This is a genomic window from Marinobacter salexigens, from assembly GCF_018860765.1.
GTDB classification, from domain to species: domain Bacteria; phylum Pseudomonadota; class Gammaproteobacteria; order Pseudomonadales; family Oleiphilaceae; genus Marinobacter; species Marinobacter salexigens_A.
The window spans coordinates 1,078,031-1,100,461 of sequence record NZ_JAHKPV010000021.1; the positions used below are offsets into that span (position 1 = coordinate 1,078,031).

Genomic DNA, 22,431 nt, shown 5'->3' on the forward strand with positions numbered 1-22,431 from the left:
CATTGCCCGGCAATGCTCTACCTTCCGAATACCGAGTAAATCAATGTCTGAATTGTCCTTTGCCGAACTGGGGCTGGATCCAGCCGTACTTGAAGCTGTATCCGCTATTGGTTACGAAACCCCAACGCCCATCCAGGCCCAGTGCATTCCCGCACTGCTCGCTGGCAAACACTTACTGGGCGTTGCCCAGACCGGCACGGGTAAAACCGCTGCCTTCGCATTACCGCTGCTAAGCCGAATTGATGCCTCGATAAGCGAACCTCAAATTCTGGTTCTGGCCCCCACAAGGGAGCTGGCTATCCAGGTTGCAGAAGCGTTTACTTCTTACGCCGCTAAATACCGCAACTTCCACGTGTTGCCGATTTACGGTGGTCAGGATTTTTATCCTCAAATTAAAGGCCTCAGACGCGGCGCACAAGTTATTGTCGGTACGCCCGGCCGTATGCTCGACCATCTGCGCAAAGGCACATTGAAACTGGGCAACCTTAAAGCCTTGGTTCTGGATGAAGCCGATGAAATGCTGCGTATGGGCTTCATTGATGATGTAGAAGCCATTCTGGCCAAGACGCCGGAAAACTGTCAACGCGCGTTGTTCTCCGCCACTATGCCACCGCAAATTAAGAAGGTCGCCCAGACTTATCTTAGCGATGCGGTTGAAGTGAAAATCGAAAGCGAAACTCGTACCGTAGAGCGCATTTCCCAATTTGTTCTGCCCGTGTATGCAGAGCGTAAGCTGGATGCACTAACTCGTATTCTTGAAGTCGAGCCTATCGAGGCTGCGATTATCTTTGTGCGCACCAAAGCTGAAACCACGCTTCTGGCTGAAAAGCTCAGTGCCCGCGGGCACGCAGTTGCGCCGCTGAATGGCGACCTGAACCAACGCCAGCGTGAACAGACGGTAGAAGACCTAAAACGCAGTAAGAAAGATATCATTGTCGCTACCGATGTAGCCGCCCGTGGTTTGGACGTCCCCAGAATTACTCACGTTATCAACTATGACGTGCCCTACGATACGGAAGCCTATATCCACCGGGTTGGCCGCACAGGGCGCGCCGGGCGCACAGGCAAAGCTATTTTGCTGGTAACTCCCCGTGAGCGGAGCTGGCTGCGTACTCTTGAGCGTGCTACCAACTCGCCCATGGTTGCTTATGAGTTGCCGTCGCCGGTTGAGCTGAAGAAAATGCGCGAAGAGCAGTTCGAGAGCCAGTTACTGGGCTTTTCCGAGGACAAAAAACTCGCAAAATCCATGGCATTGCTGGATGAAATCGCCGAGCGCAACGAAATGGACATTGCCATGGTTGCTGGCGCTTTGGCCTGCTGGATGGAAGCTATGCAGCCGGGATCATTGCCGCTGGAGCAGCCAGAAGCGCTGCCGGTAGTCTCTGCGTCTGCACCCGCACGCCGTGACCGCAAGGGTGGCGGCCGTTCAGGCGAGTTTCGCAAGGGGCCACCGAAAGGTGGCTACAAAGGGCGCGGTGGCTCAGGTGCTCGTGGCAAGCCTTCTGGCAAAGGCGGCAAGCCTGCAGGCAAGCGGCCTCCTCGTCAGTCAGACGCCAAGCGCTGATAGACGACAAAGCTATAGTCGTAAGGATTGTTATCGGACGCGGAGAAATCCTCCCGTCCGATTTCTTCCCACTCATCCCAGTTCACTTCCGGAAAATACGCATCGCCATCCACCTCGGCGTGCACTTGAGTGATATAAATGCGGTCTACCATGGGTAGCGCTTCTGTATAGATTTGCCCTCCCCCGATAATCATTACTTCGTCACCCCCATCAAGTTCAGCCTGTGCTTCAGCTTTAATTACTGCCTCTTCCAATGATGTTGCGCTAACGGTTCCTGCGGGGGCCTCCCGGTCTGCATTTCGGGAGATAACGACGTTCATCCGGCCCGGCAGTGGTCTGCCAATGGAATCCCAGGTTTTGCGGCCCATAATGATGGGTTTGCCTATGGTGGCTTGTTTGAAGTACTTGAGATCGCCTGGCAGGTACCATGGCAGCTTGTTATTTTTGCCAATAACGCGGTTTCGCGACATGGCGACGATTAGTGCTTTACGCATGCTTGGGTTCCTCTGATTCGGGGGATGCAAGAATGCGGGAAGGGCTCTCCAAAAACCGCTGCAAGTACGTCCGTGTACGCTTGGCTCTGCCATCCATGGCTCCGAACATTTTTGGAGAGCCCTTCCCGCATCCTTGCGATCGAGCTTTGGATGAATCCTGCCGGTTTTATATTGCTATAGGAGCTTTTATGCCGGGGTAAGGGTCGTAGCCTTCAAACTCGAAATCTTCCAGTTCATAGTCAAAGATTGAGTTCGGCTTACGCTTAATAACTAGTTTAGGGAGCGCCTTTGGTTCGCGTTTTAGTTGCTCAAATACAATGTTGTCTGTCAGATGGTTTTGGTACAGGTGACAGTCACCAAAGGTATGAACGAACTCCCCAACTTCCAGATCACATTGTTGAGCTATCATGTGAGTCAGCAGTGCATAGGATGCAATGTTGAATGGCACTCCAAGGAACAGATCAGCACTACGCTGGTAAAGCTGGCAGGAGAGCTTGCCGTCGATTACGTAGAACTGGAACAGGCAGTGGCAAGGTGCCAGCGCCATCAAACCTTTCTCGGCGTTTTCCTGAGGACCAATCGATTCATCAGGAAGCTCGGCCAGGTTCCAGGCGGATACGATCAAGCGGCGAGAGTTTGGTTTACTGCGAATCTGGTCGATCACTTCGCTGATCTGGTCTACCACGCGGCCATCCGGGCACTCCCAGCTTCGCCATTGTTTGCCATAAATAGGGCCGAGGTCGCCATTTTCCAGCGCCCACTCGTTCCAGATGGAGACTTTACGCTCCTTCAGCCAGTTGTTGTCTGTGGAGCCTTTCAAAAACCAGAGCAATTCATAGATTATGCTACGCAGGTGTACCTTTTTAGTGGTTAACAGAGGGAAGCCATCTTGAAGGTTGAAGCGAATCTGGCGTCCGAAAACTGAGCGGGTACCAACGCCGGTGCGGTCGCCTTTGTCGTAACCGTTATCCACCACATCGCGCATCAGGTCGAGATAGGCTTTCATTCTGCGTTTCTCCGGTAAGCAATGGACATCAGAACCACGCCAGCCAAAATCATCGGGAAGGAAAGCACCTGCCCCATGGTGAGCCAGTCGAAGGCCAAATAGCCAAGTTGGGCGTCAGGTTGGCGCACGAACTCCACCATAAAACGGAAGACTCCGTAACAAATCAAGAACAAGCCAGCCACGGCCATTTTAGGGCGCGGCTTGGATGAGAACCACCAGAGGATAATGAAAAAAACCACGCCTTCGAGTGCAAACTGGTAGAGTTGCGATGGGTGGCGAGCTAAGGCGTCCGGCGCTTGGCGAAACACCATTCCCCATGGCACATCCGTGGGTTTGCCCCAGAGTTCGCCGTTGATGAAGTTGCCAATTCGCCCCGCACCAAGACCAACGGGCACCAAGGGTGCAACAAAGTCAGCAAGGCGCCAGAAGCCCGTTCCGACTTTGCGACCGTACCACCACATGGCGAACATGACCCCTAGTAAGCCACCGTGGAAGGACATGCCGCCTTCCCATACCCGCAGTAGCCATAGGGGGTCGGCCAGAAAACTGTCGAAGTTGTAGAAGATCACATAGCCGAAGCGGCCACCAATAATGACCCCAAGGGCAAGGTAAAACAGAAGATCGCCCATTTGCTCTTCGTTGATCGGCGCCCAAGGCTTGCGTGTACGCAGCCTGCCCAGCCACCAGCCTGCGAGAAAGCCGACTAGGTAGGTAAGTCCGTACCAATGGATTTTTAATGGACCTATGGCGATGGCAACCGGATCTATCTGTGGATGCTGAAGCATCAATAACCTCTTAGCTCAGTAAAAAACGAAGGCCAACCAGCAGAAGCAGGATGGCAAACACGCGCCTCAGGACTTTGGCGTTAAGCCGGTGCGCCAAATTCGCTCCCACACGTGCAAACAGCACGCTGGTAAGAATAATTCCGATCAAAGCCGGCAGATAGATATAGCCAAAGCTATATTCAGGCAGGGCTGGCTCGCTCCACCCCGTCCAAACATTGCCTATAGCACCCGCAATCGCAATCGGCAGCCCGCAGGCCGCAGAGGTGCCTACCGCCTGCTGCATACGAACGTTGCTCCAGCTCAAATAAGGCACCGTAAGCGTTCCGCCGCCTATCCCAAAAATAGCTGAGGCCCACCCAATGCCTGCACCGGCACCTGCAAGGCCAGTGTTACCTGCAACATTTCTGCTTGGCGAAGGGTTTACCTCGAACAGCATTTTCAGCCCGACGAGAATGACAAACACACCAATAATAAGTTCCAGCATGGCTCCGCTTAATAGCGCCGCAGTCCAAGCGCCTATAAACGCGCCCGCGACAATGCCAAAAGCCATTGGCCGGAATACATCCCAGCGAATAGCCCCATGACCGTGGTGCGAGCGAATGGAACTAAGGGAGGTGAACACAATGGTCGCAAGCGAGGTTCCAACGGCCATATGTGCCGCAATTTCCAAGCTAAAGCCCTGAGCCCCGAAACTGAAAATCAGCACCGGCACAATAATAAGACCGCCACCAATCCCGAAAAGGCCTGCAAGAGTGCCGGCGAACGCACCGAGCATCATATAGATGGCAAATACGGATAATAGGGACATACACTCTCACACATCCGAGAAAACAAGGCTGGTATGATACACACCGACCGTGGCAACTTCACCACACGCAACACCCATTTCACCCACCGGAGAGCAACGTCGCATGTGCCTAATCGCATTTTCTCTTGGCCAGAGTGACCGTTTTCCCTTGGTGGTTGCCGCCAATAGAGATGAGTTTTTTCGCCGGCCTACAGCACCGTTAGACTGGTGGACAACTCAAGCGGGTAACCGGGTGCTTTCAGGAAAGGATTTGAAATCCGGCGGCACTTGGCTGGCGGTGTCCCCTGAAGGCTCAATAAGCGCCGTCACCAACGTTCGCGAAGGCTCACCAGAAGCTGGCGATATCAGTCGTGGCGAGCTTCCACTTCGGGCTCTCGCGGAACCGGAGGAACAGTTGCAAGAAAGTCTGGCGATTACCTCCACACGCTACGCAGGTTTCAATCTTGTTCGCCTCGGTCATACCGAGGGTTGGCGCTCTGACCAGAACTCTGGCTGGTACTACAGCAACCGCGACGCTCACCCCGGGCGCAGCATTTACCGAGGGGTCTATGGCCTGAGCAATCACCTACTCCAAACTCCTTGGCCAAAACTACTGCGCTTGAGAGAAGCGGTTGGTCACACAGTAAAGTCTGCCCGGGAGAATGCAGAAATGCTGCACAAAGACCTTACCCGGCTCCTACACGACACGACACCAGCGCCAGACCACCTGCTCCCCAACACCGGCGTACACCGCGACACCGAGCGCTTTCTGTCATCACCGTTTATAACCGGCACCGAGTACGGCACCCGCGCTACGACTATAGTCAGCGTATCAAGCTCCGGTGAGATTTATGTTACCGAACAGAGCTGGGCGCCTGAAGGGCAGCCCGAGGAATACCGTGAGTTCCACTGGCAGCGATAGCGCTCAGCCTCTGATATAATCCACAAAATTCCTGCACCCAATCGGAGGGCCACCGATGGCCGGTCAACAAGACGCTACATCTATTGCCGACTTTGAAAAGTCCCTTGACGAGCTGGAAACCCTGGTTCGCAATCTTGAGCAGGGGGAGCTTTCTCTTGAACAGTCCCTGACGGCCTTCGAACGCGGTGTAAAACTAACTCGCACGTGTCAGCAGGCCCTAAAAAATGCCGAACAGCGGGTTGAAAAACTGGTACAAAACGACGATGGCAGTCTCGAAACGCGACCCTTCTCTCCGGATGACGCCGACTAATGCATAACGGAACTCTGTCTACCATGGATTATCTGGAAACCTGCCGCAGCCGTGTGGATGCAGAGCTGGATAGGCGTATTGCGTCTGGCTCTACCTCTGAACGGCTTCAGGCAGCTATGCGATACAGCGTTCTGGGGGGCGGAAAACGAATTCGGCCAGCACTAAGTCTGGCCGCTGCAAGCGCTTTGGGGCAACCTATGGAGGCCGCATTGGTGCCCGCCTGTGCGGTCGAACTGATCCATGCCTATTCACTTGTACATGACGACCTTCCGGCCATGGATAACGACGAACTACGCCGGGGGCGGCCCACCGCCCATATCGCCTTTGATGAAGCCACAGCGATTCTTGCAGGTGATGCCCTGCAGGCATTGGCCTTTGAATGGCTAGCTGAGGCTCCCGAAATAGAGGCGCCTGCGCGCCTCGCAATGATTCGGGAGCTGGCTCATGCAAGCGGCCACAGCGGTATGGTTGGCGGTCAGGCCATTGACTTGGAGTCCGTAGGGAAAAGCCTGACTCTGGCACAGCTCGAGAGCATGCACAGACATAAAACCGGCGCGCTAATTGAGGCCAGCGTTCGCATTGGCGCGCTGACCGCACCCGGAGTCTCCAAACAATCTCTGGATGCACTGACGGCTTACGCCAAGGCCCTTGGTCTGGCTTTTCAGGTCCAGGATGACCTTCTAGACATTGAAGGCGATACAGAAACCATAGGGAAACCCCAAGGCTCAGACATCGCCCGTGCAAAGCCTACCTACCCCGCTCTTCTGGGGTTGGCAGGCGCACGGGAACACCTTTCATCATTGCTCAGCAGCGCGCTTGAGAGCTTGCAGGATTTCGGACCGGTGGCCGACCCTCTCAGAGCCATGGCGGACTATGTGGTGGCGAGAACCCATTAAGCCTTCTGTTGGCCAAGTACAATTTCGTAACTTAAGGGACAGGGTGTGAAATAGCTGCCACTGTTCCCCTATAATGCCAGTCAGTTACCGAACATTCCGGAAAAGACCCGATTAAATGCAGGACACTTATATTTTCAAGGAAATCCCGTCCCAGCGACCTAATACGCCGCTGCTAGATCGGATTGAGGTACCCGCCCAACTACGGGAGGTGCCGCCTGACCAGCTTGTTCAATTTGCCAGAGAACTGCGGGCATTCCTACTGTGGTCTGTTGGGCAGACTGGTGGTCATTTCGGGGCAGGACTTGGTGTACTCGAACTCACCGTGGCGCTGCACTACGTTTTCAATACACCGAAAGACCGTCTGGTATGGGATGTGGGCCATCAGGCTTACCCGCATAAAATTCTCACAGGCCGTCGTGACCGCATGGGCAGCATTCGTCGCAAAGACGGTCTGGCAGGCTTCCCCAAGCGCGCTGAAAGCGAGTACGACACCTTTGGCGTGGGCCACTCCAGCACCTCTATTAGTGCCGCTCTAGGCATGGCGATAGCCGCTCGGCAGCAGGAAACTGGCCGCAAGAGCATTGCTGTTATCGGCGATGGCGCCATGACAGCCGGAATGGCTTTTGAGGCACTGAACCACGCAGGTCACTTGCGCGCAGACATGCTAGTCATTCTGAACGATAACGACATGTCGATTTCACGCAATGTTGGCGGTCTGTCCAATTATTTCGCCAAACTGCTATCAAGTCGCACCTACAATCAAGTTCGCGATAGCAGCAAAAAGGTTCTTCAGGGCGCACCGCAGCTGATGGCGCTAGCAAAGAAAACCGAAGAGCACTTCAAAGGCATGATTGTGCCGGGCACCCTGTTTGAAGAACTGGGGTTCAATTACATTGGCCCCATTGATGGGCACGACCTGCCTTTGCTCATTGAAACTCTGGAAAACATCCGTGAACTCGACGGACCTCAGTTCCTCCATGTGGTGACCACCAAAGGCAAGGGATTCGCTCCGGCTGAAGCCGATCCCATTGGCTACCACGCCATCAACAAGATTGAACCTGTACCCGCCAGCAAGCCCGAGCCGGTCAAGCCTGTTGCGACGAAACAAAAGTACGCGAACGTATTCGGCCAGTGGTTGTGTGACGCTGCTGAACTGGATGATCGTGTGAGTGGCATCACCCCCGCCATGTGCGAAGGCTCGGATTTGCTGGCATTTTCTGAGCGCTTCCCGGATCGTTATTTCGATGTAGCCATTGCGGAACAGCACGCCGTGACGCTTGCAGCGGGCATGGCATGTGATGGAGCCAAGCCGGTAGTTGCTATCTACTCGACGTTTTTACAACGCGGTTACGATCAGCTGATTCACGACGTAGCCATCCAGAACTTGGACGTGCTATTCGCAATCGACCGTGCAGGACTGGTCGGTGAGGACGGTCCTACCCATGCCGGCGCTTTCGATATCAGTTACCTGCGCTGCATCCCGAACATGGTGCTAATGACGCCATCAGATGAAAATGAAACCCGCCAACTACTTCATACTGGCCTTATGTTTAAAGGGCCAGCAGCGGTGCGCTATCCACGTGGGACCGGGCCGGGCGCGGACATTCAAAAAGAACTGACCCCGGTGATAATCGGCAAGGGGCGCAAGATTCGTGAAGGCAGCAGCATCGCCATTCTCAATTTTGGCACCCTACTCACACCAGCGCTGGAAGCCGCTGAAAAGCTTGGCGCAACGGTGGCCGATATGCGCTTCGTTAAGCCTCTGGATGAAGCACTGGTTCTCGAACTCGCAGAACAGCACGATCTGCTGGTAACGCTGGAAGAGAACACCATTGCAGGTGGCGCAGGAAGCGCCGTCACGGAGTTCCTGAACAGACAAGAGGTTTCCATGCCCGTACTGCAACTTGGGTTGCCAGATACCTTCATTGATCATGGCAAACACGAAGAACTACTCAAAGACTGCGGGCTAGATGCTCAGGGGCTATTCGCAGCCATCAACGCCAGAATGGAACGTTTGCAGCACCAGCGCCTGAAAGCGGTCAAATAAGGCGTCTCTCAGACGGAACCCGGTGGTTCATAAACAAAAAGCCCGCTCAGTTTGTTCCTGAGGCGGGCTTCTTTATATCTGTATGCGCGTTCAAGGCTGAGGCTACTGCTGGGGGTCATCATCCTGATGAGTTTCCAACCAGTGCCCGAGCTTGCTCTGTTTGGTATCGAGATATTGCTCATTGTGCGGGTTGCGGCCTACATGCAGCGGCACTCTCTCGGTTATTTCGATGCCGTAAGAGGTCAACGCTTTAACCTTGCGAGGATTATTTGTCATCAAGCGTAAGCTTTTGATACCTAGATGCGCGAGCATATCCTTACACATGCTGTAATCACGCAGGTCTGCCGCAAACCCCAAGCGCTCGTTGGCTTCAACGGTGTCAGCCCCCTGATCTTGCAGGTGGTAGGCACGGATTTTATTGAGGAGGCCAATACCCCGGCCTTCCTGACGCAGATACATCAAAATGCCACGACCCTCACGAGCTATGCTGCGCAAAGCCTCTTCCAGCTGGTAACCACAATCACAACGCATGCTATAAAGCGCGTCGCCAGTAAGGCACTCGGAGTGTGTGCGGGCCAACATGGGTTCGTCACCGTCCAACGACCCCAGAGTTAGAGCAATATGCTCCTTTCCCGTGTCCGGTTCCTCAAAGCCATGCATATCGAACACCCCGAAAGGGGTCGGCAACCGGCAGGTCTCGATGTAACGAACAGCCACAGTCTTTCCTCGTGGTTCAATAAAACGGGGCGCGTATTCTATCACGGGCGCGCTCATCAGGCATCAGCGGTCGCCGGCAACCCAATGCCCGCTGCGACCGCCTTTCTTCTCGAGCAGACGCACATTGCCAATCTCCATGCCCTTATCAACGGCCTTGCACATATCGTAAAGCGTTAGAGCTGCAATGCTGGCCGCTGTCAAAGCTTCCATCTCAACACCGGTTTGACCGGAAAGTTTGCAGCGGGTAAGTATATGCACCGACGCACCGTCCGCACCCGCTGAAAGCTCCACCTTCACCGAGGTGAGGCTCAGAGCGTGGCACAATGGAATCAGGTCGTGGGTTCGTTTGGCCGCCATTATTCCGGCAATACGAGCGACGGCCAACACATCACCCTTGGGGTGCTCGCCATCAATGATCATCCTCAGAGTTTCCTCTGCCATGTGGATCGTCGCTTCAGCGCGCGCCTCGCGTTCTGTTACGGCTTTCTCCGTAACATCCACCATGCGGGCTTCACCCTTGTCGTCAAGATGGGTCAATTTACTCACGGCGTCTCCCGAGGGTTAGAATCAATAAATTATTGATACGTTACTTTATGAAAAAGGATCAAGCGGGCCGAGCATATCAGAGATATTCTTCTATGCGGCGAATTCGGGCCACCAATAACGAATACCGGCCACGCCCTGACCACCCGCCTGCCACACTGCGTCGAGATCAGCCACGTCCAACCCACCGAGCCCGAAAACCGGTATGGTCGAACGTGCTACCAGATCATGAAATTTCGCCCACCCCAGAGAAGGAGTCCCGGGGTGCGTCGCCGTCGGTTTTACCGGACCTAGGGTTACATAATCAGCACCGATGGCCGCAGCATGCTCTATTTCATCAGCATCATGGCAAGAAACGCCAAGCCACACCCCATCAGGTACTGGCCTAGCCTTCAGTTTTTCGGCTTCCCGCCAGGGCATATGCAAACCGACTGCATCCGGGTTGCCATCAAATACTTCAGCCGACCCATGCAGCACAAGGCCAACGCCCGCTGCATCGCAAAGCTCCATAGCTTTCTCAGCTAGACATTCATAGTTATGCATGGTCATATTCGGCGCACGCAGTACGACCAGCACTGAAGGATCTTGCTTTGGCAGTCCTGAAAGCGCGCGCTGAAAATGCTGGGCGCCCTCATCGCCGGAACAACTATCGCCCATTATCGCCAATAGAGAAGGCAACTTCAGAGCCCGTATAATCGGCCGGTTCGCAGCAGGGAAATCGTTATCCCGCAAGCTTTCAGGGCTCACCCAGTCTATGGATTGCCCTTCGCGGCCAAGGGCTTCACCCTGCGCCCTCTCCGTTCTCCAGACATCCAAAAAAACACGCTTGTCGCCATAATCGTGACGAATGCCAATTAACGGGCGCAGAGCCTCCCGCGGGATCTCTAAGCCGGTCTCTTCGGCAATCTCGCGCACCAAGGCTGCCTGCACCGATTCCCCCGACTCAACTTTTCCACCGGGAAACTCTAATAAGCCACCCTGATGAACATGATCCGGACGGCGGGCAATAAGCACCCGCCCCTCGCGAACGATAACGCCGACCGCGACATGAACCTCCTGGGTATTGTGTTCTGCTGTACCCATATTTAGCTACGGTAGTCAGCGTTGATAGTGACATATTCGTGAGAAAAGTCGCAGGTCCAGACGGTCTCACTAACCTCGCCACGTTTAAGATCGATGGCGATCGTGATCTCTTCCTGATTCATCACCGCTTGCCCTCGCTCCTCGGAATAGTCCTCAGCACGACCTCCACCTCTCACCAGGCATACGTCTCCGAGATGGATTTCCAGAGCACTCACATCCAGATCTACAACACCAGCCCGACCAACTGCCGCCAGAATCCGGCCCCAATTCGGGTCCGATGCAAACAGGGCAGTCTTCACCAGAGGCGAGTGGGCTACGGTATAAGCTACATCCAGCGCTTCTTGCTGGGCTGCAGCACCACTAACGCGGATGGTTATAAACTTGGTTGCGCCTTCACCGTCGCGCACTATGGCGTGAGCGAGATCTAGATAAACTTGCTTTAAGGCGTTGCGCAATGCCGGGAGTTGCGGGCTATCGAGAGTGATTTCCGGGCCGGTATACTGGCCACTGGCAATCAGCGTGCAGGCGTCGTTAGTGGAAGTATCGCCATCAATCGTAATTCGGTTAAATGACTGCTCGCCCAATTCCGATGCCAATGTCTGTAGCACATCCGGCGCAATACGGGCGTCGGTAGCGATAAAGCCGAGCATGGTTGCCATATTAGGGCGAATCATGCCTGCGCCCTTACTGATTCCAGAAATAGTAACCGTATGGCCACCCAAATCGACTTGGACCGATGCACCCTTGGGCCGAGTATCTGTCGTCATTATGCCGCTTGCGGCCTCTGCCCAGCGGTTATCCGCAGTGCTAGCTAGGGCTTCCGGCAATGCGCCCACAATTTTCTGGACAGGCAAAGGTTCGCCAATAACCCCCGTTGAGTATGGCAGTACTTCAGCGACACTAACTCCAGCTTGCTGTGCCAGAGCTTGGCAACAGGCAAGTGCATCATCCATACCACGTTTGCCTGTTCCTGCGTTCGCGTTACCTGTATTAATCAAAAGATAACGCGGCGCCTTCTCAGCCAGATGCTTGCGGCTGAGGGTAACCGGCGCAGCGCAGAACTGGTTGCGAGTGAACAGACCAGCGACGCGACTTCCCGGTGCTAGTTCAAACACCACTACGTCCTTGCGGCCGGGCTTTTTAATGCCAGCACTGGCAATGCCCAGTTTGACACCTGCTACCGGGAAAAACTCGGGTAAGGCTCCTGGTCCAACTGCCATCCTGTCGCTCCTCTTGTTGTCTTGCTAGTTTCTATATTAATGAATCGAGTCGGTCTAAAAACGAAAAACCCGCAGTCTTCCAGTCAGCTGGTCGATTGCGGGCTCCGTTCTCTATACTTAATGTCAGTGCGGTATGGTCAACTTACCTTGCCACAGCACTGCTTGAACTTTTTGCCGGATCCGCATGGGCAGGGTTCATTTCGGCCCACTTTGCGATCCTGTCGCACGAAGGTTTCAGGTGCTGCCTGACCTTCATCCCCTTGCCCACTTTCGCCTTGCGCAGTCGCGCTGGTCTCATCGTGGCGCAGACGCGCTTTGGCAAGTTCTTGCTCCAGCTCTTCTTTACGACGACGCTCAACCTCTTCCATCTCTTCCCGGCTTTGAACCCGAACGTGACAGAGAACACGCGTTACATCACGCTTCATGGTTTCAAGCATGGTTTCAAACAGGTTAAACGCTTCACGCTTGTATTCCTGCTTCGGGTTCTTTTGGGCGTAGCCGCGCAAATGGATGCCACGACGCAGGTGGTCCATATTGGAAAGGTGCTCTTTCCACAAAGTATCAAGAACCTGCAGGAATACCTGCTTTTCAAACTTACGCATGGACTCGGCACCAGCTACCTCTTCCTTGGCCCGATATGCCGTCACAATTTCATCAAGAATTTTTTGGCGTAAGTTATCTTCGTATAGCTTTTTATCCTCTTCCAACCAAGACTGAACTGGCAGGTCGACGGCCATTTCTGATTGCAGTTGAGATTCCAAACCGGCCACATCCCACTGCTCAGGCATGCTCTGGGGTGGAATGTGTTCGCTAACAAGCGTATCAACAACATCCTCACGGATGGTATCAACCATCTCGGAGACGTCTTCCGAAGACATTACTTCATTTCGCTGATCGTAAATAACTGTTCGCTGGTCGTTGGCTACGTCATCGTATTCAAGCAGCGTTTTACGCATGTCGAAGTTGCGGCCCTCGACCTTACGCTGGGATTTTTCAATGGCATTCGTGACCATTCTGTGTTCGATGGCCTCGCCTTTCTTCATCCCCATGGCCTGCATCAGGCTCTTTACCCGATCCGGCGCGAAGATGCGCATTAGGTTATCTTCAAGCGACAAGAAGAAACGGGAAGAGCCTGGATCACCCTGCCGTCCGGCACGACCACGCAGTTGATTATCTATACGGCGGGACTCATGGCGCTCGGTACCAACAATGTGCAAACCACCGGCTTCTAAAATCTGATTGTGGCGCTCTGTCCACTCGGCCTTGAGGCGCGCAATTTCTTCCTCTGTGGGGTTTTCCAGCGCAGCAGCTTCGTGCTCCCAGTTACCGCCAAGTACGATATCTGTACCCCGGCCGGCCATGTTGGTAGCGATAGTCACCGCGCCAGGGCGACCGGCCTGAGCGATAATTTGTGCTTCAGACTCGTGCTGTTTGGCGTTAAGAATCTTATGCTCGATGCGTGCCTTTTTGAGCAGCATAGACAGTAACTCGGAGGCTTCGATGGAAGCCGTGCCCACCAAGATCGGTCGCCCTTCGCCAGTCACATCCTTGATTTCGTCAATGATGGCGTGGAACTTCTCTTCTTGTGTCAAATAAACAAGGTCATTGTAGTCAATGCGCTGAATCGACTTATTAGGCGGTATCACCACCACGTCCAGACCATAAATCTGGCGGAATTCGAAGGCTTCGGTATCCGCCGTGCCCGTCATGCCTGCGAGCTTGTCGTAAAGCCGGAAATAGTTCTGGAAGGTGGTCGACGCCAGTGTTTGGCTTTCGGCTTGAATCTTGAGGCCCTCTTTGGCCTCCATAGCCTGATGCAGACCCTCACTCCAGCGACGACCTGGCATTGTACGCCCGGTATGCTCGTCAACAATGACAACCTGACCACCCTGAACAATGTAATCAACATCCTTCTGGAACAGATGGTGGGCACGGAGTGCTGAGTGGACATGGTGCAGCAAACTGAGGTTGGCAGCGGAATAAAGACTTTCACCCTCTTCCAGCAACTGACGGCCCAAAAGCAGCTCTTCAACCCTCTCATGGCCCGCTTCAGTCAATTCTACCTGACGGGACTTTTCGTCGATGGTGAAGTCACCGGAAGATTCACCCTCCTCACTAACCTCTCCCTTTTCTAAGCTGGGAATCAGTTCGTTAATAGCGAGATAGGCTTTGGAGCTGTCTTCAGCAGCGCCAGAAATGATCAGTGGTGTGCGGGCTTCGTCAATAAGAATGGAGTCAACTTCGTCGACAATCGCGTAGTGGAGACCACGCTGCACCTTATCTTCGGTGCTGAATGCCATGTTATCCCGCAGGTAATCAAAGCCGAATTCGTTGTTCGTACCGTAAGTGATATCCGCTTGATATGCAGCGCGCTTCTCTTCGGCCGGTTGGCCAGATACAACAACACCCACCTGCAACCCTAGGAAGCGGTACAGCTTACCCATCCACTCGGCGTCACGGCTCGCTAGGTAGTCGTTCACGGTTACTACGTGCACGCCCTTGCCGGGCAATGCATTCAAGTACACAGCAACGGTCGCGACCAGCGTTTTACCTTCGCCAGTCTTCATCTCCGCAATCCGACCCTCGTGCAGAGTGATACCGCCAATCAACTGCACATCGTAATGCCGCATACCCATAACCCGACGCCCTGCTTCACGAACAGTGGCAAAGGCTTCAGGCAGCAATGCATCCAAGCTCTCGCCTTCGTCGAGCCGGCGACGGAACTCGGCCGTCTTACCTTGCAACTCAGAATCCGCAAGATTGCCAAACTGCTCTTCAAGTTCGTTAACTCGCAAAGCGAGCTTGCGCATTCTCTTGATTTCTCTGGCATTTTTACTGCCAAACATCTTGGTTGCAAACTTTGAGAACATAGACTACAGCTTCTTTGATTGAACGGAGGAAGCCAGCATTCTAACCTTATTTTGCAGGAGTACAAAAGGCAGAGCTCACATACCCGGCCTTAAGGAGCTATCCTACTCAAAATAAGGGGCCTGATACGGCTGGCGGGGCTTGAAGGAAGGCCTGATAACATCTAAACAATTAACGGCTGGCTCTTTTAATGTAGGTTTCAGGGTTTTCACTTTTTCCGTTACGGATAACTTCAAAGTGTACGTGAGGCCCAGTAGAGCGGCCTGTGCTTCCCATAAGCGCCAGCACTTGCCCTTTCTGGATAACATCACCTACTTGCACTTCAATAGTCTTGCAGTGGGCATAGCGGGTCACCAGACCGTCGCCATGATCTACTTCAACCAGATTTCCATAACCGTTGCGCTCGGAAGCGTAGGTAACTACGCCGCCCGCCACCGAAATAATGTCGCTGCCTTCTTTACCCGCAAGGTCAACGCCTCCGTGCCAGGTACGCTTGCCGGTAAATGGGTCGGAACGATAACCGTAACGCGAGGACAACCACCCCCAAGTAATCGGACGACCCTCCAAATACAGCTCATCTTCAAGCTTTTGGCGGGAAGAAACCTGATCCAAAAGGCGCAACTGTTGTTCGCGATCCAGCATCTTTCGTTCTAGCTCATCAATCATCCGAGTCAACTCGGGCGCAGAGAAAGAGTCGGCAGGAAGGGAGTCTTCAGGGCCACCCACCGCCGCTGGCTGGTTGAAATCGAACTCATCGCTGGCAACCAGACCGGACTCAACAAAGCGCTGACCTAAAGCATCTAAGCGCAACAATCGGCCCTGAATTTGACCAAGGCGTAACGTGAGCGCATCCACCTGATCCTGAACATTCTGTTGAAGGCTGACCAACTCCGTTTTCTGCTTGCCCAACTCATTTTGCCAATAGGCTACGAGCTCGGAATCCGTTGGCTGTTCAGGGGCTTTCGTCTGGCCTATTGCAGCACTGTATCCCGCCCAGCTAGCCGCGGCTATTAGCGCAAGCAAAACAGAGCAACAGGCAGCAACAGTCATGGCATTAAGTGCCAGCACACGGGACTTGCCGTGGCTCTTGCCAACAAGAATGATATTCATAATGTTGTCTGACTTCATTTAAGAACCGCAACCATCTCCCGTAGTGTCGCAGCCCGGAAAGTTCCGAGTGGGTTTGCCATCCTTAGCAACAACTACGTACCAATAAATCGTAGCGCCCGGTAGACATACTTATTTACAACAAGGTAAAACAAGATCAGCTATGGTGCTACGCACGAAACGTGCCGAAGTGTAACCAATCGTTAAGCGGATCGTCGAGAAGAAAACGCCCTATGAAGCGAAAAAGTGATCAAAAACTAACCTTCGACAACCTAGGCAAAACGCCCGGATTGCGGGAACTCGTCGCAAAAGCCCACACCCACAGTAAAGCGGAAAAAGAAGTTATGGCTTCATTACCCCCAGCTTTAATGGAAGGCACCCGCTTTGTATGCTGTTTGGAGGGTGAACTCACCCTCTCTGCGGAAAACGCTGGCAAGGCAAGCCAACTTCGCTTCCGTCAGCACGAAATCATGGAAAAATTGCGAGAAAACGAGCTGTTCCGCTTTGTGTGGAAGCTCAAGGTAAACGTTTCACCGCCCCGGTTTAGCGAAAAACCACCGATTAAAAAGTTAGCGCTCAGTAAAGAAAATGCCCGACTCCTCAAAGAGGAAGCCGGGCACACGAAGGACAAAAAATTACGCGAGGTTCTCGAAAAACTCGCAAGCCACGTCCGGGATTAAGGCATCCTGCCTTAAGCTGGTACGGCTAGCACAGGCTTCATGTAAGAGATGGGCGCAGTTTCTTTGTCATCAAAGGTAACCACTTCCCATGCATCCTCTTCTGCCCTGAGCTTGCGCAGTAGCTTATTGTTCAGATCGTGACCGGACTTGATGCCGCGGAATTCACCAATCAGGCTATTGCCCAACAGGTACAAATCCCCAATCGCATCCAGTACTTTATGTTTGACGAACTCGTCCTCGTAACGAAGACCGTCTTCGTTCAGGATTTTGTAGTCGTCTACTACAATGGCGTTGTCTACACTGCCACCCAGCGCTAGATTCATTGCCCGCAGCTTTTCAATATCACGCATAAACCCGAAAGTTCTTGCGCGACTGACTTCCTTCACGAAAGACGTGCTTGAAAAATCTACAGTCGCGGTCTGGGCACGACCTTTGAACACTGGGTGATCAAAGTCGATGCCGAAGCTCACTTTGAAGCCTTCAAACGGCAGGAAGGTAGCCTTCTTGTCGCCTTCTTCAAGGGTCACTTCCCGCTTGATGCGAATGAACCGCTTGGCAGCTTCCTGCTCGGCAATGCCGGCAGACTGCAGCAGAAAAACGAACGGGCCAGCGGAGCCGTCCATGATCGGCACTTCAGCAGCGCTCAGTTCCACATAGCAGTTATCGATACCGAGACCAGCCATGGCCGACAACAAATGTTCTATTGTCGCCACACGGACACCGTCTTTTACCAGCGTCGTGGACAGCATGGTCTCACCCACATTTTCAGCGCAGGCCAGAATTTCGACCACAGGGTCGAGATCGGTGCGGCGGAAAATGATTCCCGAATCTATCGGCGCGGGCTTGAGGGTAAGGTAAACCTTTTCCCCTGAGTGCAGCCCAACCCCGGTAGCACGGATCGTGTTTTTAAGTGTCCGTTGTCTGATCATCGGTTCGTTATTCCGTAAAAAATTGGCGATATTCTAAACAAAAACTTGCGCGCAGAATATCAAAAAATACGACTGAGCACCATTTACGCGACTTGATATTGCGTAAACTATACGCAATCAAGCCGTTGGCAGTCAGCCGAACTCGATAATCAGTCAGCCTGTCTGCGAAGGAATGCGGGAATATCGAGGTAATCGACACCCTGCTCTTCGCTTTCTTTGCTCTGATCGATCGCTACATTCCCGCTTGATACCGCACGACGACGCAGGATTGCGGGGCGATCCAGCTGATTGTAATCAGTCTTGCCATCCAGAGTGCGAGTGTTATCAACCACTTTAGTCGGCTTTTCGCGATCTCCGCCAAGACCTGTGGCAACAACCGTTACTTTCAACTCTTCAGTCATTTCGGGATCAATTACGGTACCCACAACAACCGTTGCAGAGTCCGATGCAAACTCACGCACAATATCGCCAACCTCGGAGAATTCCCCCAAGTTGAGGTCCATACCGGCAGTGATATTGACCAGAATACCCTTGGCGCCTTGCAAGTTGACGTCTTCCAACAGCGGGCTGCGAATAGCCGCTTCGGCCGCTTCCCGTGCACGGTTTTCGCCGGTGGCACGCGCGGTACCCATCATCGCCATACCCATCTCGGACATAACCGTTTTAACATCAGCAAAGTCGACGTTGATCATACCGTTTCGGGTGATCAGATCGGCAATACCTTGAACGGCACCAAGCAGAACGTCATTCGCGGCAGCAAAAGCATCCAGCAGACTGGTCTTTTTACCCAGAACCGCTAGCAACTTCTCGTTAGGAATGGTGATCAGCGAATCAACACACTCTTCCAATTCCCTAAGCCCCTCTTCGGCCAAGCTCATGCGCTTGCCGCCTTCAAAGGTGAAAGGCTTGGTCACCACGGCAACAGTCAGGATTCCCATTTCCCGGGCCACTTCAGCAACAACAGGCGCTGCCCCAGTACCCGTACCGCCGCCCATGCCAGCAGTGATGAACACCATGTCTGCGCCTTTAATGGCTTCGGCGATGCGGTCGCGATCTTCAAGAGCTGATTGGCGGCCAATTTCAGGGTTAGCCCCTGCGCCCAAACCTTTCGTGATGTTGCCACCCAATTGGATGATCTGGCGCGCGTCCAAATCGGTCAGCGCCTGAGCATCTGTATTGGCGCAGATAAACTCTACACCCTCAATGTCACTGTTCAGCATGTGACGCACGGCGTTACCACCACCACCGCCAACACCGACTACTTTAATGACAGCGTTTTGTTGGACATTATCGACAAGTTCAAACATTCCCCTTCTCCTTCGTGCTGTTTCAGTCTTGTTCCAGACTGTTTATTCGAGATTGTATTTTCGAGATACCTTCGTTTACTGCTTGCCCGGAACCGTCAGAAATGACCGGTAAACCAAGCTTTCATGCGCTCTAACAGCGAGGGTGCATCTTCACCCTTGAGCACCGGTGCCCGACCAAGATCCATTTGCCGGAAACCGTGAATCAACAACCCGACGCCAGTGGCGTAGATGGGGTTATTAACGACTTCTGTCATACCAGAGACTGCGTGTGGGCACGCCAACCGTACCGGCATGTGGAAGATTTCTTCAGCTAACTCGACCACACCTTCCATGGTTGAAGACCCGCCAGTTATCACGATGCCAGCAGGAATCAGATCTTCGAACCCGGAGCGACGCAGTTCTGATTGCACGAGGGTAAACAGCTCCTCGTAGCGCGGCTCAACAACCTCTGCCAGCGCCTGTCTTGAAAGATCACGTGGTGCACGATCACCTACACTCGGCACCTTGATGGTTTCATCAGCACCCGCCAGTTGCGTTAAAGCGCAGGCGTATTTGATTTTGATTTCTTCCGCATTCTGCGTGGGTGTACGCAACGCCATCGCGATGTCGTTGGTAACTTGATCACCCGCAATCGGGATTACAGCTGTGTGGCGTATGGCGCCGCCGGTAAACACGGCGATGTCGGTGGTACCTCCACCCATGTCCACAACGCATACACCGAGCTCTTTTTCGTCGTCTGTAAGGATGGCGTGGCTGGAAGCCAGCTGCTCCAAGATAATATCGTCGGCCTCTAAGCCGCAGCGGCCAATACACTTTTCAATATTTTGGGCAGCATTGACGGCACAGGTTACGAGATGCACCTTTGCCTCAAGACGGACACCCGACATACCCATGGGCTCTTTGATGCCCTCTTGGTTATCAATCACGAATTCCTGCGGCAAGATGTGCAGGATTTTCTGATCCGCCGGAATGGCAACCGCCTGGGCCGCATCAATCACTCTGTCGATATCGGCCTGAGTTACTTCCCTATCGCGAATGGCGACAATGCCGTGAGAGTTAAGGCTCTTTATATGGCTGCCCGCAATCCCTGCATACACAGAGTGAATACGGCAACCGGCCATCAATTCGGCCTCCTCGACTGCCCGCTGTATTGCCTGAACCGTGGTTTCGATGTTCACCACCACACCCCGTTTGAGCCCACGGGACGGGTGGGAACCTATACCCACCACTTCAATGGTTCCGTCCATCTTGCGTTTGCCGACGATCGCAACCACCTTCGAGGTTCCGATATCGAGGCCGACAATCATGTTTTCCGTTTCAACCGATGACATGTGTTCCACCAAACCGTAGGTCTGAATTTACTGTTTCTATGTTTTTGGGCCGGAAGCGGCCTGAACCTGCTTCCACTGAACGGCTACACCATTGGTGTAGCGCGCATCTACCCGGCTAACTTCGTCCGACCGAGATATCAATCGGTTTTCATAAACTGTGATAAAACGCTCAAAGCGCTTTGCAACTTGATCCCGACCGAGTACCACCTCAATTCCGTTTGAGAGGCGAAGAGTCCAAGCTCCACGCCGCTCCAACTCCAGCCCGGAAAAGCCCAAACCGTGGGCCACCAGTTTGTCGCTCATGGTGCGAGCCATATTGATCACATCGCGCACGCGCTCATCCGGCCCTGCAAGTTGCGGCAATCTCCCTGCCACATCCGGGTTGGGTGGCATAAACAACTCCCCGGTGCGACTGACCAAACGTCCATCCGTCCAATACGCTAGAGGCTTTTTTTCCCGTATGTTGATTTCCAGACGATCGGGCCACACACGGCGCACCGCGACTGAGTCAATCCATGGCCGCTTTTCAAGATTGGTCTTGATGTCCGAAAGGTCCGTCGAAAAATAGCTCTTGCCGATCCAGTTTCCGGCTTGGCGTTCAAAAGCAACGCGGCTATCCCCGACAAACTCACCATTCACATCAATGGCCAGAATCTGCTGGTCCATAGCGCCCAGTACCTTTCCGGTTGCCCAAGGTACAAGGCCCGCCGCAAGCAGAATCGCTATGCCCATACCAGCTTGCAGCCAAGGCACTGCTGCCAGCACCGCCTTCAACACACCAAACCGGTCCTTCTCCGGCCCGAGAGTCGTTGCTCCTCGGCGCCGGGGAGGCTCGGACGGTATCGCCCGACTCCGGATCAGCAGTGTTTCAAGCATTAGCGCCCTCCAGTGTGTCTAGAAGGATTCGTACAACCAGCTCTTCAAAGCTAATACCTGCGGCTTTAGCAGACATAGGCACCAAGCTGTGATCAGTCATGCCTGGCACGGTATTCACTTCCAGCAGCCAGAACTCGCCGTCTCCATCCTGCATAATGTCAACTCTGCCCCAGGTGCGGCAGCCCACGACTCGAAACGCCTCTAAAGCAAGGTTCTGCAGCCTCGCTTCATCCTCGGGCGCTAGGCCACAGGGAATTCGGTAACGGGTATCGTCCGCGAGGTATTTCGCGTCATAATCGTAGAACACATGATCTGTGCTCAGCCCGATGGCTGGCAAAGCCCGGTCCTGCAACAAACTGACCGTGAATTCCGGCCCTTCTATCCACTCTTCGACCAGCACTGAACTATCTAGTGCGGCAGCCGCCTCGAAGGCTTCAGCGAGCTCAACTGCGGTATGCACTTTACGAATGCCAATGCTGGAACCTTCTCGGGACGGCTTTACACTCAAAGGCGAGCGCAGCTCCTGAACAATTTGTTCGGCTTCACCTGCTGCCGACATAGTTTTAAACTGTGGTGTTGGTAAACCACAGCCAGCAAACACGTACTTGGTGCGCAACTTGTCCATCGCCAAAGACGACGCCATCACTTCGCTTCCGGTGTAAGGAATACCGGCCTGAGACAAAATGGCTTGCAGTGTTCCGTCTTCTCCACCGCGGCCATGCAATGCAATGAAAACCCGATCGAATTCAGGGTTTTCAACTGTTTTCAGCAAACAGCCTTGAACATCGAGAGCAAAGGCATCTACACCCGCAGACACCAAAGCTGCCAGAACCGCCTTGCCACTTTTAAGAGACACTTCTCGCTCAGCTGAGTCTCCACCCATAAAAACAGCCACACGCCCCAGTGCCCGAACAACGTCTGGTTCGGCTTGATACGCCGGGACTGCGGGATGCTGCATA

General features: G+C 53.7%; 20 protein-coding genes and 1 pseudogene. 6 read left to right on the forward strand and 15 right to left on the reverse strand.

Going from position 1 to position 22,431, the window contains the following annotated elements; genetic code table 11:
* Window positions 1-43 precede the first annotated feature (43 nt).
* The gene (locus KO508_RS18490) at window positions 44-1,564 is read left to right on the forward strand and encodes a DEAD/DEAH box helicase (RefSeq protein WP_216009722.1); all 1,521 of its coding nucleotides are present in this window, start codon (window positions 44-46) and stop codon (window positions 1,562-1,564) included.
* Here KO508_RS18490 and KO508_RS18495 read toward each other — a convergent pair.
* From KO508_RS18495 to KO508_RS18510, 4 genes are all read right to left on the reverse strand, one after another.
* Window positions 1,543-2,058 (reverse strand): dihydrofolate reductase, encoded by a 516-nt coding sequence (locus tag KO508_RS18495; RefSeq protein WP_216009723.1) that lies wholly within the window; start codon window positions 2,056-2,058, stop codon window positions 1,543-1,545. The genes KO508_RS18490 and KO508_RS18495 overlap by 22 nt on opposite strands.
* 166 nt (window positions 2,059-2,224) lie before the next feature.
* A complete protein-coding gene (locus KO508_RS18500; RefSeq protein ID WP_216009724.1) occupies window positions 2,225-3,064 on the reverse strand; it encodes a thymidylate synthase in 840 nt (279 codons plus the stop codon).
* Window positions 3,061-3,849: a prolipoprotein diacylglyceryl transferase gene (gene lgt / locus KO508_RS18505; RefSeq protein WP_216009725.1), complete on the reverse strand. Its 789-nt coding sequence runs from the start codon at window positions 3,847-3,849 to the stop codon at window positions 3,061-3,063. The genes KO508_RS18500 and lgt overlap by 4 nt, the downstream gene beginning before the upstream one ends.
* Window positions 3,850-3,859: 10 nt before the next feature.
* Window positions 3,860-4,657, reverse strand: a complete 798-nt coding sequence (locus KO508_RS18510) for a sulfite exporter TauE/SafE family protein (RefSeq protein ID WP_216009726.1) — start codon at window positions 4,655-4,657, stop codon at window positions 3,860-3,862.
* Window positions 4,658-4,760: 103 nt separating this feature from the next.
* Here KO508_RS18510 and KO508_RS18515 point away from each other — a divergent pair, with 103 nt between their 5' ends.
* From KO508_RS18515 to dxs, 4 genes are all read left to right on the forward strand, one after another.
* Window positions 4,761-5,558, forward strand: coding sequence for an NRDE family protein (locus KO508_RS18515; RefSeq protein ID WP_216009821.1), 798 nt, complete (start codon window positions 4,761-4,763; stop codon window positions 5,556-5,558).
* A 55-nt stretch (window positions 5,559-5,613) separates the two neighbouring features.
* Entirely contained in the window at window positions 5,614-5,868 is a 255-nt protein-coding gene (locus tag KO508_RS18520) for an exodeoxyribonuclease VII small subunit (RefSeq protein ID WP_216009727.1), read from the forward strand.
* Window positions 5,868-6,764, forward strand: coding sequence for a polyprenyl synthetase family protein (locus KO508_RS18525; protein WP_216009728.1), 897 nt, complete (start codon window positions 5,868-5,870; stop codon window positions 6,762-6,764). Before KO508_RS18520 ends, KO508_RS18525 begins: the two co-directional genes overlap by 1 nt.
* 115 nt (window positions 6,765-6,879) lie before the next feature.
* Window positions 6,880-8,811 carry a 1-deoxy-D-xylulose-5-phosphate synthase gene (gene dxs, locus KO508_RS18530; protein WP_216009729.1) on the forward strand — a complete coding sequence of 644 codons (1,932 nt, stop codon included), beginning with the start codon at window positions 6,880-6,882 and terminating at the stop codon, window positions 8,809-8,811.
* Between the two features lie 102 nt (window positions 8,812-8,913).
* On the opposite strand, the gene ribA is transcribed toward dxs, so the two are convergent.
* The 6 genes from ribA to KO508_RS18560 form a co-directional block, all read right to left on the reverse strand.
* Complete coding sequence (gene ribA / locus KO508_RS18535) at window positions 8,914-9,528, reverse strand: GTP cyclohydrolase II (RefSeq protein WP_200367647.1); 615 nt, start codon at window positions 9,526-9,528, stop codon at window positions 8,914-8,916.
* Window positions 9,529-9,591: 63 nt separating this feature from the next.
* On the reverse strand, window positions 9,592-10,074 hold the full coding sequence (gene moaC, locus KO508_RS18540; protein WP_216009730.1) for a cyclic pyranopterin monophosphate synthase MoaC: 483 nt from the start codon (window positions 10,072-10,074) through the stop codon (window positions 9,592-9,594).
* A gap of 90 nt (window positions 10,075-10,164) precedes the next feature.
* Window positions 10,165-11,154, reverse strand: coding sequence for a Nudix family hydrolase (locus KO508_RS18545; RefSeq protein ID WP_216009731.1), 990 nt, complete (start codon window positions 11,152-11,154; stop codon window positions 10,165-10,167).
* Window positions 11,155-11,156: 2 nt separating this feature from the next.
* Window positions 11,157-12,374 (reverse strand): bifunctional glutamate N-acetyltransferase/amino-acid acetyltransferase ArgJ, encoded by a 1,218-nt coding sequence (argJ, locus tag KO508_RS18550; RefSeq protein ID WP_216009732.1) that lies wholly within the window; start codon window positions 12,372-12,374, stop codon window positions 11,157-11,159.
* A 137-nt stretch (window positions 12,375-12,511) separates the two neighbouring features.
* Window positions 12,512-15,244 carry a preprotein translocase subunit SecA gene (gene secA, locus KO508_RS18555; protein WP_216009733.1) on the reverse strand — a complete coding sequence of 911 codons (2,733 nt, stop codon included), beginning with the start codon at window positions 15,242-15,244 and terminating at the stop codon, window positions 12,512-12,514.
* Window positions 15,245-15,413: 169 nt separating this feature from the next.
* A complete protein-coding gene (locus KO508_RS18560; protein ID WP_216009734.1) occupies window positions 15,414-16,370 on the reverse strand; it encodes a M23 family metallopeptidase in 957 nt (318 codons plus the stop codon).
* A gap of 212 nt (window positions 16,371-16,582) precedes the next feature.
* Here KO508_RS18560 and KO508_RS18565 point away from each other — a divergent pair, with 212 nt between their 5' ends.
* Window positions 16,583-17,029, forward strand: a complete 447-nt coding sequence (locus KO508_RS18565) for a DciA family protein (RefSeq protein ID WP_216009735.1) — start codon at window positions 16,583-16,585, stop codon at window positions 17,027-17,029.
* 11 nt (window positions 17,030-17,040) lie between these two features.
* Here KO508_RS18565 and lpxC read toward each other — a convergent pair whose 3' ends face one another.
* The 5 genes and pseudogenes from lpxC to KO508_RS18590 all read right to left on the reverse strand — a co-directional run bounded on the left by lpxC (window position 17,041) and on the right by KO508_RS18590 (window position 22,430).
* Window positions 17,041-17,958, reverse strand: a complete 918-nt coding sequence (gene lpxC, locus KO508_RS18570) for a UDP-3-O-acyl-N-acetylglucosamine deacetylase (protein WP_216009736.1) — start codon at window positions 17,956-17,958, stop codon at window positions 17,041-17,043.
* Between the two features lie 265 nt (window positions 17,959-18,223).
* A pseudogene (gene ftsZ, locus KO508_RS18575) lies at window positions 18,224-19,265 on the reverse strand (cell division protein FtsZ); the annotation flags it as partial.
* A gap of 95 nt (window positions 19,266-19,360) precedes the next feature.
* Window positions 19,361-20,596 (reverse strand): cell division protein FtsA, encoded by a 1,236-nt coding sequence (ftsA, locus tag KO508_RS18580; protein WP_200367668.1) that lies wholly within the window; start codon window positions 20,594-20,596, stop codon window positions 19,361-19,363.
* 36 nt (window positions 20,597-20,632) lie between these two features.
* A complete protein-coding gene (locus KO508_RS18585) occupies window positions 20,633-21,472 on the reverse strand; it encodes a cell division protein FtsQ/DivIB (protein ID WP_216009738.1) in 840 nt (279 codons plus the stop codon).
* Entirely contained in the window at window positions 21,465-22,430 is a 966-nt protein-coding gene (locus tag KO508_RS18590) for a D-alanine--D-alanine ligase (protein WP_216009739.1), read from the reverse strand. Before KO508_RS18590 ends, KO508_RS18585 begins: the two co-directional genes overlap by 8 nt.
* Window position 22,431: the final 1 nt, after the last annotated feature.